The organism is Nonlabens sp. MIC269 (assembly GCF_001430865.1).
Classification (GTDB): domain Bacteria; phylum Bacteroidota; class Bacteroidia; order Flavobacteriales; family Flavobacteriaceae; genus Nonlabens; species Nonlabens tegetincola.
Genome location: NZ_CP011373.1, coordinates 284,331 through 296,937, shown reverse-complemented (window position 1 = coordinate 296,937; position 12,607 = coordinate 284,331). Strand labels below are relative to the sequence as shown.

At 34.4% G+C, this 12,607-nt stretch carries 9 protein-coding genes; 5 read left to right on the top strand and 4 right to left on the bottom strand.

Features of this window, described 5'->3' with window-relative positions; genetic code table 11:
* Positions 1 to 22 precede the first annotated feature (22 nt).
* Positions 23 to 400 (top strand): LysM peptidoglycan-binding domain-containing protein, encoded by a 378-nt coding sequence (locus AAT17_RS01405; protein WP_042278678.1) that lies wholly within the window; start codon positions 23 to 25, stop codon positions 398 to 400.
* A 35-nt stretch (positions 401 to 435) separates the two neighbouring features.
* Here AAT17_RS01405 and AAT17_RS01400 read toward each other — a convergent pair whose 3' ends face one another.
* A complete protein-coding gene (locus AAT17_RS01400) occupies positions 436 to 1,041 on the bottom strand; it encodes an ACP phosphodiesterase (RefSeq protein ID WP_060522579.1) in 606 nt (201 codons plus the stop codon).
* 60 nt (positions 1,042 to 1,101) lie between these two features.
* Between AAT17_RS01400 and glmM the strand changes: the two genes are divergently transcribed.
* Positions 1,102 to 2,496 carry a phosphoglucosamine mutase gene (glmM, locus tag AAT17_RS01395; RefSeq protein WP_060522578.1) on the top strand — a complete coding sequence of 465 codons (1,395 nt, stop codon included), beginning with the start codon at positions 1,102 to 1,104 and terminating at the stop codon, positions 2,494 to 2,496.
* Here glmM and AAT17_RS01390 read toward each other — a convergent pair.
* Positions 2,456 to 3,367 (bottom strand): lysophospholipid acyltransferase family protein, encoded by a 912-nt coding sequence (locus AAT17_RS01390; RefSeq protein WP_082586872.1) that lies wholly within the window; start codon positions 3,365 to 3,367, stop codon positions 2,456 to 2,458. The two genes, glmM and AAT17_RS01390, sit on opposite strands and share 41 nt — an antisense overlap.
* 58 nt (positions 3,368 to 3,425) lie before the next feature.
* On the opposite strand from AAT17_RS01390, the gene AAT17_RS01385 reads away from it, so the two are divergent.
* A complete protein-coding gene (locus tag AAT17_RS01385; RefSeq protein WP_367379283.1) occupies positions 3,426 to 4,052 on the top strand; it encodes a rhomboid family intramembrane serine protease in 627 nt (208 codons plus the stop codon).
* On the opposite strand, the gene AAT17_RS01380 is transcribed toward AAT17_RS01385, so the two are convergent.
* Positions 4,049 to 5,173, bottom strand: a complete 1,125-nt coding sequence (locus tag AAT17_RS01380; RefSeq protein ID WP_060522577.1) for a TlpA disulfide reductase family protein — start codon at positions 5,171 to 5,173, stop codon at positions 4,049 to 4,051. The genes AAT17_RS01385 and AAT17_RS01380 overlap by 4 nt on opposite strands.
* 115 nt (positions 5,174 to 5,288) lie before the next feature.
* Here AAT17_RS01380 and AAT17_RS01375 point away from each other — a divergent pair, with 115 nt between their 5' ends.
* Entirely contained in the window at positions 5,289 to 7,649 is a 2,361-nt protein-coding gene (locus tag AAT17_RS01375; protein WP_060522576.1) for a GAF domain-containing protein, read from the top strand.
* Here AAT17_RS01375 and AAT17_RS01370 read toward each other — a convergent pair.
* Complete coding sequence (locus AAT17_RS01370) at positions 7,630 to 8,829, bottom strand: Pycsar system effector family protein (RefSeq protein ID WP_042278761.1); 1,200 nt, start codon at positions 8,827 to 8,829, stop codon at positions 7,630 to 7,632. The two genes, AAT17_RS01375 and AAT17_RS01370, sit on opposite strands and share 20 nt — an antisense overlap.
* A 39-nt stretch (positions 8,830 to 8,868) precedes the next feature.
* Between AAT17_RS01370 and AAT17_RS01365 the strand changes: the two genes are divergently transcribed.
* Positions 8,869 to 12,585: a metallophosphoesterase gene (locus tag AAT17_RS01365; protein ID WP_060522575.1), complete on the top strand. Its 3,717-nt coding sequence runs from the start codon at positions 8,869 to 8,871 to the stop codon at positions 12,583 to 12,585.
* The last annotated feature ends 22 nt before the right edge of the window (positions 12,586 to 12,607 follow it).

The following is a 12,607-nucleotide window of genomic DNA, read 5'->3' as shown; positions in this document are numbered from 1 at the left end:
CTAATTTAAAAATGAATTTAAAATGGTAAAGCAAAAATATCAAAGCGTTCTAGATTTAGGTGAAAAACTAAATATCGAGAACGGCGACGTACAAGTGAACGGCGACAAATTAGAAGTAAGAGGTACTGCAAAAACTCAGTATGAAAAAAACTTACTTTGGGATGAGATTAAAAAAGTAGGTGGTGATTCACCATCTGATATAATGGCTGATATTAAAGTTGCAGATGAGTCTGTATATGCTTATCACACAGTAGAAAGTGGTGAGTCTTTAAGTAAGATTGCAAAACACTATTACGGTGACCCAATGAAATATCACCAAATTTTTGCTGCAAATGATGATGTTCTTAAAAATCCAGATGTGATTCATCCAGGTCAAGAATTGAAAATTCCTAATCTATAATTGTATTAGTTAGAATATAAATATTAAACCGCTCTTTAAGAGCGGTTTTTTGTTATCAATCCTTCTTGAATTTTCATTTGAGTGAAACTCTCTAATTCTTCCATAAAAGAAAAGAAATGAGATTTTAAAAGATCATAATGTTCCTCAAGTTCAACAGGAGCAAAGTTCATTTTACTTTTTCCTTTTGTGCGTTTATTCATTTGATAGAATATACTGGAAATACCATCTATTGTTGCGTACTGTAACAGCCAGTTGTGCTCCATCATAATAGGTAAAAATCGTTGAACTTTCGGTGGTAGCACTGGATAATATTCCTTAAGATCTCGATAAAACTCTAGACTAAACTGCTCTAAAGGTGTAGTGTGAAATTCTTCCCAATTTGCCGCTAAAAAATGATCATAATATAAATCAACAATTACACTGCTCCAAAGACCATACTGTTCTCTAATAAGTGATTTACTTTCCTTAACTATTGGGTGTGTATCGGTATACGTATCTATATGTCTATGTAGAATAATTCCAGCAGCAACCTCTTTTGGAAACATTTTAAAGTTTTTACCACGCACTGAATCTGCTATAAAATTCCCTATTCTTAGCTCAGTATTTTCGCCTGATAAATAAATATGTGCGAGATAATTCATGTTCAATTTTTGAAAGCGTATAGACTAGCTTTACTTTTGCAGTAAATGTAAGGCTTTAATATGACGTTAATAAAATCAATATCAGGAATCAGAGGAACAATCGGTGGTAAACCCGAAGATAATTTAACACCACTAGATGCGGTAAAATTTGCTAGCGCCTATGCTATGTGGTTAAAGGACTATTCAGGAATTGATGCACCTACAGTTGTTATAGGAAGAGATGCTAGATTAAGCGGTTCAATGATACAAGCCTTGGTGCAAAATACAATTATCGGTTGTGGTTGTAATGTTATAGATTTAGATTTAAGTACAACTCCTACGGTAGAAATTGCTGTACCACACTTTAATGCAAATGGTGGGATAATTCTAACAGCAAGTCACAACCCAAAACAATGGAATGCTCTTAAACTACTTAATAGCAAAGGAGAGTTCCTAGATGGAGTTGAAGGGCAAAAAATATTGGATATTGCTGCTGCCGATGATTTTGAATACGCACAAGTTGACGACCTAGGTACGGTAACACGCGTAGATAATTTCATTGATGTTCATGTAAAGGAAGTGATTAACATGCCAATAACTAAGGTTGATGCTATCGCTTCTAAAAAGTTTAAAGTAGTAGTAGATGCCGTAAACTCTACTGGCGGTATTGCAGTTCCTGCATTACTAAAGAAATTAGGAGTTGAGGTGATAGAAATGTACTGTGAACCTACAGGGCATTTCCCTCACAATCCAGAACCTCTTAAAGAACATTTGACAGAATTATGTGCTGCAGTAGTAGAACATAATGCAGACTTTGGTATCACCGTGGATCCAGATGTTGACCGATTAGCATTTGTGGATGAAAAAGGAGAAATGTTTGGTGAAGAATACACGCTTGTGGCATGTGCAGATTACATCTTAAGTGAGAAAAAGGGAGATACTGTTTCTAATCTTTCAAGTTCAAGAGCATTAAGAGATATAACTCAAAAACATGGTGGCACGTATCATGCAGCAGCAGTAGGTGAAGTAAATGTGGTAACTAAAATGAAAGAGGTTAACGCAGTAATAGGTGGTGAAGGAAACGGTGGAATTATTTATCCAGAATCTCATTATGGCCGTGATGCATTGGTAGGTATTGCTATGTTTTTATCCTTGTTATCAGGTAAAGAAAGCACTGTAAGTGAATTAAAAGCATCTTATCCAGCTTATTTTATGGCAAAAAAGAAAGTTGAACTGACTAAAGGAATGCCAGTAGATGCGATTTTACAAGAAATTCAAAGCAACTATCAAAACGAAAACATTACCTCTATTGATGGTGTAAAAATTGATTTTCCAGAAAATTGGGTACATATGAGAAAGTCAAACACTGAGCCTATTATACGTATTTATACAGAAGCACAATCACAGGAAGTTGCCGATAAGTTAGCCGATAGATTTATCTCTGAATTGAAGGAGATAGCTCAACGTCACGCTTAACATCTTGAAGGGATGTCTTCCATCTTTTATGCGACCAGAGGTAATACTCTGGTTGCATTTTTATTTGATCTTCTAGCAAAGAGAAAAACTTATCCGTTACCAACCACTCTGGTTCTTTGGAGGCGTCGTCCGTAATTTTATGAAATGTTGTTTCATAATAACCTCTTTTAATTTTTTTAATCGCAAGAAAAAAGACAGGAAGACCATGCTCGGCAGCAATGCGTTCTCCACCTCTGAAAACAGCGCTAGGCTTGTTGAAGAAATTGGTAAAGTATTGAGATCTTGCTCGTTTTGGAGCTTGGTCGGCTACCAGCGCAAATAAACAACGCTCGTTATCTGCCTTTTCAGACATTACTCGAGTAGCATGTCTCATTGGAACCATGGTAGACCCAAATTTCTTTCTTATGTCTGTAATCAGTTGATTAAATTTTTTATTCTTAATAGGCTTATAAATAGCATACACGTTAAAATTTAAAACCTCGTCCAGTACCATGGACCATTCATAGCTACCTGCATGACCAAATAAAGCTACAATTGATTTGTCCGCTTTCGCGAAAGCGTTAACCATCTCAGCATTTGTACAAGTAAATCTTTTATGCATCTCTTCCTTACTTATATGTAAGGATTTCATCATCTCAATAAAAATATCACAAAAGTGTCTAGTACTTGCTTTAGCGATTCTTGTAACTTCTTTTTCATCAAAGTGAGGAAAGGCCGTTCGTATGTTACTCTTTGTTACCTCTTTGCGATATCTTATAATGTAGTAAAGTATAAAATAAATGAAATCACTTAATCTATAAACCAGCCAAAATGGTAAGACAGATACCAATCTAATTAATGCATAAGCTATATAGAATAAGAGGTTTTGCATGTGCGTTATTTTTTAGCAAATATACTATCTTGTCCGTTCTCAAGATTTAATGAATTCTATGGATTTAGTCACTTTATTTGTTATTGGCGTTACATCATTGGTCAGCTTTAAGGCTTTTAATGATCGGTATTTCTTTGATCGCTTTAAATTTAATATTGCTGGAATAGAGCGTGGTGAACAATGGAGGTTTTTTACAAGTGGTGTTTTACATGCAGATTTACAGCATTTGTTTTTTAATATGTTTACCCTTTTCTTTTTTGCCGATGAAGTTATAGGTTCTTTTAATAGCGTTAAATTTTTAATTATCTATTTGGCTAGTATGTTAGGTGGTAGTTTTTTGAGCTATATCATTAATAGAAATAATTATGCCTATAGTGCTGTAGGGGCAAGCGGCGCAGTTTCTGGAATTATATACAGCGCTATATTGTTGGATCCATCAATGCGTATTTATTTTGGTATTCCAGGATGGATATTTGGAATAGGATACATGATTTATAGTATCATTGGAATGCAGCGCAAGGCCGATAACATTGGACACGATGCGCACATCGGTGGTGCCATTACAGGTTATCTTATTACTCTTCTATACGATTATAATATTATCCTCGATCGACCTTTTGTGGTAGGAGCGATGCTGTTACCCATTATTGCCGTAATAATTCTTATAAAAATGAATAAGGTTTAAGAGCCCAATAGCTCTTCTAGTTTATTGTGCAACTGTTGGCCACGTAAATCTTTAGCCACAATAACTCCATTTTCATCCAATAAGAAAGCTGCAGGAATAGCATTAACATTGTATTGTCTAGCAATAGGACCAAAGTATTGAAGTCTACTTATATGATCCCACGTTAGATTATCTTTTTCAATGGCTTGTTTCCACTGTTCTTCAGCTCCTGGTTTATCTAGAGAAACTCCTAGTATACCAAAACCTTTGTCCTTATATTTTTGGTAAGCATTTACGATGTTAGGATTTTCTCTACGACATGGTCCACACCAACTTGCCCAAAAATCGATAAGTGTAACCTTATTTTTTGCAATTACTTCTTCAAGTTTTATGACCTTACCGTCAGGATTCTTCCCTTCAAAGTTAGGTGCTTTTCTTCCAATTCCTACAGACTCTATTTTACGTAAATAATCATCAATCCTAATTGAAAGTTCTTCACGTTGAACATCTGCACTGAACTTATTGAATTCTTGTCTTGCATCAATAGGATCGATTAATTTTGAACTCATTAAGTCACCTAAAATTATAGGACCTAATAGAGTGTTTTTATTTTCTGAAATATATTTTTTAGCTTGAGAAACATAGAGTTTTTCTTCTTCCTTCCATTGTTGCATTAACGTGTTTAATTCTTCTAACTGACCAGATCTTTGAAAATTAGAACGCTGCTGACTAAAGGTTTTTGACTCTGCTCGGTATTCATCCTGTATTGCTTTATAGGTATTAAACTGATCATTAAGTTTACTTCCCTTAACAGTACTACTAAATATAGAGTCCTTATTCACTTTAACTTCTACCGGATTATTATCATGTAAATAAACAATACTTCCATTTGAACCATCTACATTTAAAAAACGAATTTCCGGTTTTTCCACTTCATCAACGGGATCAAAATGAAATTCTTCATTTATTACGACTGCTGTATCTATAAACTGTTGCTTTCCATTTTCACCTACTTTACCGTAATACACTCTCATACCATTTAACACACCTGGAGCATTTCCATTTATCATATGTTTATCGGTAGTTTCTTTGTTACAACTTACCAATACGGTTACAATCATTAAACTGTATAAAAACTTCATCTTTTTATTTTAAGTGGCACAATATACAGAGCAAAGTTAAAACATGGGTTAAACTTATCTAAAACATCATCCTATTCTCACAAGTTAGATTAGCAAAAAAGTTAACTTTGCAATAATGAAAGAGGAAAAGGAATTTTTTCAAATAAAACTTAATTTTAAGTCTTTGCTTGATACTTATGTAGAAAAACTGGAGTTAGAAACTTCTAATTTCAAAAGGCTGTATTTGTCCTCATTAATTCAATTTGTTGAGAAAAATGAAGCCCTTTATACTGAGGTACCTATTGATAAGATCGCCCATTATGAATCCGATATAGATACTGTTCTTACAGATCTTTTTCCTACCGCATTGACTTTAAATGAAATTAAAGCGGCAACCGTACCTTTTTCGGATCAGATTTTCAATTTGACTACAAGATTTAAAAATATTATCAGGGAAGCTGGTGATGATTTTAAATTTGATGTCATGGAATCATTTTCCCAGGATAAATACCGAATGGCTTGCGGTGCGATCCTTAAAATTTTCTACGGAAGATTTGTAAATTTTTCCAAACCCTTACAAGTAAGTATTAAAAATGCATCGGGAGCACTTAGAACTTATCGCATTACTTATAATGCCGATTTTGTTAGGATTAGTCTCAATGATGAGAAATACAGGTTGAGTGAAACACAAATAGCTCAATTATTAAGAGAACATGATAATATGGAACTTTGGAAAGAATATTTTCCGCCGCAAGCATATTCTTTTGAAGGTTTTGGAATCATTTCTCTTACCGATGTTACCATAGATAATGCAATTTCAGAATTAAAAACCATTTTCCTTAATGGTAAATCAATGGGTGATACCCAAAATGATAAAGTAGAATCAATTTTTCGAACTATGTTTGGAATTGAGGATTTAAGAGCTGGGTTTACAAGCTTTAATCACTACGCTAAATCATTTGAAACATTAATGTACGGTGATGTAGTAAGTTATTTATTGGGTCAAAGTCATGAGAAGAACTGTGAAAATGCCTTATGTAGAGGAGCTTATAAAAATTTAATCAACGATTTCACTCCATTAGTCATTTCTGATGTTGAAGAGTACTTGAACACAGTTCAAAATACTTTCCTTGCAGAAAACCTTATGAATAATGGCATTAAAAGTGCCACCTTTTATCCTGTTCATGAAAACGATCGCTTACTAGGTATTTTAGAGTTAGTTAGTGGTAAGGAATACGAACTCAACAACTTCAATGTAAGCTTGTTAGATGCCGTAGCTCCTTATCTTAAGGCGGTTTTATTAAACTCTGAACGCGAATACGAAAATAGTATTAATGCCATAATTCAAACAGAATGTACTTCCATTCATGACAGTGTAAAATGGAAATTTGAAAATGAAGCCAGGCGTATTCTTAAATCACGTAGCGATGGTGGATCTGCACAATTTGAAGATTTAAAGTTTGAAGATGTTTATCCTTTATATGGTCAAATTGACATTGTAGGTAGTAGTGACACGCGTAACAAAATGATCAAGGATGATCTTTTGAGTCAACTTGAAGAGGTTGAAGATATTTTCGCTTTCGCGAAAGCGCAGCAACCATTACCACTTTATGCACAACTTGAATACCGAGTACACAAATACGTCAAAGAGCTAAGAAAAAAAGAGCTAGATGCTAATACAGAAAGAAAGATCATAAAATTTCTAGCAGAAGAAATTCATCCTGTGTTTAATCACTTCAAACAAATAAATCAAGAGATAAAACAACAGATTGAAACTTATGAAAGTTTCTTGGATCCTAACGAAAATGTAAAACATAGTCGTAGAATTGATTATGATAAATCAGTTCAAATTATGAATGATGCAGTAGCTGGTGTTTTGGATAAAAGACAAGTAGAAGCACAACGCATCTATCCTCATTTCTTTGAACGTTTTAAGACTGATGGAGTAGAACATAATATTTACGTAGGTAATAGCATTACCACTGCAAACGACTTCAATCCAGTATATCTGTATAATTTAAGGCTATGGCAACTACAAGTTCTTGTGGAACTTGAAAACAAATTTTACGAGCTTCAAAAGGAATTACCTGTAAAAATTGAAGCAGCTTCCATGATACTGGCATTTGAGAATACCCTTACTATACGCTACCGAATAGATGAGAAAAGATTTGATGTTGATGGTTCATACAACGCTCGTTATGAAGTTGTGAAAAAACGAATAGACAAGGCTTTAATCAAAGGAACTAATGAGCGTATTACACAACGTGGTAAAATAGCTATTGTTTACGCGAGTAAGGATATGGAAAGAGAGTATTTACGTTACATAGATTTCCTTAAACACAACAACCTTATTGAAGATAAAGTAGAAAAGCTAGAGCTTGAAGATGTTCAAGGAGTTGCAGGATTAAAAGCATTACGGGTAAGTGTACTCTATAACTTTTCAGACAGTCAGACTACACTTACCTATAACGATCTCATTAAGGAATTGCAGTTCTAATTTGTTGAAAATCAGTAGTGTAAAAGGCAATCACAAATGATATTACGCTCACGATAATTCCAACCATGAAGATGGTATAGGTCCATCTTAATAAGGTATACTTTCTATTGAGAACGACACCTAGTAGCCATAAATCTTTAAGCAAGCTCTCATAGACCTCTTCCTTATTATCTAAAAGACCCATTAAGGCCTCTCTATATTTTTTAAAAGGGACCTTATGAAAATTACCAAAAAATAATAAATTCACTTCTCTATTACGTACTTGTTCGTCAGTAAACTCACCTGATGTAACATTAGGTCGCGTACTCATAATAGATAGTATAATACTCGCGACAGAGAATAGTATTAATATTAATGTAGGAAACAACAAGTGTCTATTTGTTGGTGCGTCTAGCTTCGGAATTATATTAGCCAGTGCAAGAGATATAATAATGGCATTGACTGATAATAGAATATTAGCTTTAGTATCTGCTATATCAGATAATTTGATATGATTACGTAACGTCGTTCTAAAAAGGGTTTGGATAGCTCTTTCTGGAGATTGATTTTTCAAATCCACCTTGAGCTGCTCCTTTTTAATTTTATTCTTACTCTTCTTTTTCTTTTTAAGTAGCCTAAGCAGGTTTTCATTCTTTGATTTATTCCAATTTTTAATAGCGTAATCACTATAATATCTATGAAACTGTGTAAAAAACTTAATGTTTTCTGCTCGCCACTCTTTATTTGTATATAATTGACCTCTTAATTCTAACTCCTTTTTTAATAACTCGCTCGTTTCTTTATAATAATCTTTGGCAAAATGCGAGCTGTCGGCATCTAGAATAATTTCTTCTAATTTATTTTGAGGTAATCTATCGCACTTTGTGACTTTTATAAGTGTCACAATTTGTTCAATAATAGCCTGATCAACGTTATGTTGTTTCAGGTAAGCCTCTGCCATTTCAGCACCAACTTCCTCATGATTTTCATCACTTTGAGTATAACCTATATCGTGAAGTAACGCTGCTAAAGTAAGTATCTGGGCTTCTTTAACATCTATTTCGGAATTGTCAATGATTTCCTTTATACTTTTAACTACGCGTTTAGTATGTGTATAGTTGTGATACACATACCTTTCGTCTAGGTTTTTCTTGAATAAATTCAATACGTAATCGTCAGTAATTTTAATCAGGTCATCCATAAAAAGTGTTTGCATAAAAATAGTAGTAATATTCACTGCATGAAAAAAAATAACATATTCTTAGGCCTTATAGCTTTAATACTTGCCTCATGTGCTAGTTTCAAAGCTCAATATAAGGAAGAAAATCAATCAGTTTTTCCTAACAATGAATCCATAGATAAAAGTTTTTATTTAATAGGTGATGTAGGACTATCTCCTATGAACGGTAAAAGTGATGGTTTATTAGCTTTGGAGTCTTATTTAAAAGATCAATCTATTTCAAAAGATGATCATTTAGTTTTTCTAGGTGATAACATTTATCCTACGGGAATGCCTAAAAAGGATGATGAATTTAGACCTTATGCCGAAAATCATTTGAATGCTCAAATAGAGGTAGCAAAACAATTCGGCGGTCAGGTATTGTTTATTCCCGGTAATCATGATTATTATAATGAGGGACTTGATAATGTTGAACGAGAGAAAGAGTATATTGTTGAGGCGATGGGTGATAAAGATGTATGGCAGCCCAAAGTAGGTTGTCCTATAGAACTAAGAGAAATAGAAGACGACGTTCTCATGCTTATCATCGATAGTCAATGGTATCTCGCAAAATGGGATAACTTACCTACTATCAATGATGACTGTGATCAAATTAAAACAAGAGAACAATTTTTCCTAGAAATAGAGAGCGAACTCAAAAAAGCTCAAGACAAAACAATTATAGTTACGTTACATCACCCGTTGTATACTAACGGTATACATGGTGGTCAATATGCAGCAATCAAGCACTTATATCCTTCTCAAAACAATATTCCGGTACCGGTTCTAGGCTCTTTAACATCACTTATAAGAACAAGTGGTGGAGTAAGTGCACAAGACAGACAAAATAAAAGGTATCAACAAATGGCCGACCGTATTGCAACACTTATACGTGCAAGTGCTGCAAATCGTGTAATTGTAGCAAGTGGTCATGAACACACTTTACAGTATATTGAAAATGATGGCGTACGACAGATTGTTTCAGGCTCTGGAAGTAAACAAGGATATGCCGCACTCAGTAACGATGGTTTGTTTTCTTATGGAGGTAAAGGTTTTGCTAGACTAGATGTAATGAAAGACGGTAGTTCCTACGTTAGGTTTTACAGTTTTGAAAATGGTACTTACAATTTGTTATACACCAAACAGGCAATTGAACCACAGGAAGATTTTGATTTAAAATCATTACCTGAAGATTATCCCGCTTTCGCGAAAGCGAGCATCTACACCAAAGAACAGGTTGATAAATCAGGATTACATGAATCTATATGGGGTAATAAGTACCGCGATCTTTACGGTACAGAATTAAATGTTCAAGTAGCTATGTTAGATACTTTAATGGGTGGACTTACTGTAGAACGCGGCGGTGGTGGTCATCAAACAAGATCATTGCGTTTAGTGGCAAAAGACGGTAGAGAATACAACTTGAGAGCATTGAAAAAAAGCGCTGTTCAATTTTTACAAACCACTGTATTCAAAGAAGATAATATAGCGAGTAGTTTTGAAGATACTGGAGCAGAAGATCTTATTTTTGACTTCTACACAGCTGCACATCCCTATGCTTTTTTGACAGTTCCTACACTCGCTAGCGCCATTGACGTGTACCACACAAATCCGGTGCTTTACTACGTACCAAAGCAACCGGCACTAGGCAACTACAACAAGGAATACGGTGATGAATTATACATGCTCGTTGAACGACCAGAGGAAAATCATAAAGATTTAGAATCATTTGGTAAGCCAAATGATATAGAAAGCACTGCCGATGTATTTGAGCGATTAAGGAGAGATGAGAAATATAAAATTGATGAAGAATCCTATGTAAGAGCCAGATTATTTGATATGCTAATAGGTGATTGGGATCGTCATGCAGATCAATGGAGATGGTCTGAATTTGAATTGGAAGATGGAACTCATTTGTTTAAACCAATCCCTAGAGATAGAGATCAAGTATATTCCAATTTTGACGGTGCATTGTTTGCCACATTAAGAGCTATGATAGGAATCACTAATCAATTTGCTACTTATGATGAAGATATTAATAACCTAAAATGGTTTAATACAGCTGCCACCTATCTAGATCGTAATTTATCTCAAAATTCTGGGAAGGAAGTATGGCTAGACCAAGCGGCATTCATTCAACAAAACCTGACTGACGAAGTCATTGACGAGGCTTTTGATAAGTTACCACAAGAAATTAAAGCTGCTGAGAGTACAGAAGTCATCAAGAAGAATATGCGAACTAGACGTGACAAAATGGTCAAAATAGCCACAAAATACTACGATATTATCTCTGATCTAGCTATTCTTACCGGTACTGATAAGGATGATTTTATAGACATTGAAGTGATAGACAAAAACTCTACAAGGGTTTCTATATACAGAAATAAGGATGGACAACGAGCAGATGTTGTGGCCCAACGTACCTTTTATAAAAATGAAACTGATGAAGTATGGGTTTATGCGCTAGATGATGATGATGTAATCACTTCAACTGGATCAACAAAATCAAGAATTAAAATTCGAGTAATCGGTGGTCAAAATAATGATATTTATAAGATGGATAATGGTAAAAATGTATCTATCTATGATCACAAGTCTAAACCAAATAGCATCCAGAAGAAAGGGAATGCTAGATTAAGATTGACAGATTCATATGATGTGAATCTATATGATCCAAAGAAACAAATAAGTACAGCAGGAGCTTTTACGCCAGGTATTGGATTTAATCCTGATGACGGTTTTAGAATAGGTATTCAAACAAGTTATATCGTAAAAGGATTTAATAGAAACCCAAATACTCGAGAGCATAGATTTAAAGCCGGTTACTATTTTGCTACACAAGGATATGATATTAATTACAACGGTGTTTTTGCTGGAGTTTTTAATCACGGTAATTTAATCGTTAAGGGAAGATTCGCAGGTCCAACATTTGCTGAAAACTTTTTTGGATTTGGTAACGAAACCGTAAATCTTGATGATGAGTTGGATTTTGATTACAACCGTGTGCGATTAAGTGAAATTTCTGGAGGAATTGGTTACAGTTACGTAGGTGAATACGGTTCTAATTTATCTGCGACTTTTGAAGCACAAGGATTTCAAGTAGAAAGAGATGAAGAACGATTTTTAGCACAATCAGGCTTTGATAATCAAGAAGATTTTTATGAGCGCAATTGGTATGCCGATTTAAGTGCAAGATATAATTATGAAAGTTACGATGTTAAATTAAACCCTACACGAGGTATGATCTTTGATCTTGTGGCAGGTGTTAATACCGAATTTGATGATTTAGAAGGTTCTTTTGGGTACTTAAAACCAAAACTAGGTTTTCATAATGCTATTAGTCGTGACAGAAAATGGGTTTTAAAAACTTTATTACAAGGTCAGGTTAATATTGGTGATGATTTTGAGTTTTTTCAAAGTGCTCAATTGGGTCAAAACACAGGTTTAAGAGGTTATCGTTTACAGAGATTTTCAGGAGAAAGCGCCATGGCTTTCAGTGGTGATGTAAGGTATAGTTTCAATGAATTTAATTCAGGTTTTGTTCCTCTACAAATTGGAGTATTTGTAGGTGGTGATGTAGGTAGAGTATGGTTAGATGGTGAGGATAGTTCAAGATGGCACAATGATTATGGTGGTGGATTCTATGTTAACAGTGCCGAGGCAATAGGAGCAACTTTTAATTTATTTCATGGTGCTGATGGATTTAGATTCAGTTTTCAAGTTGGATTTAGCTTCTAACTTATATTTTTATCACTTGATA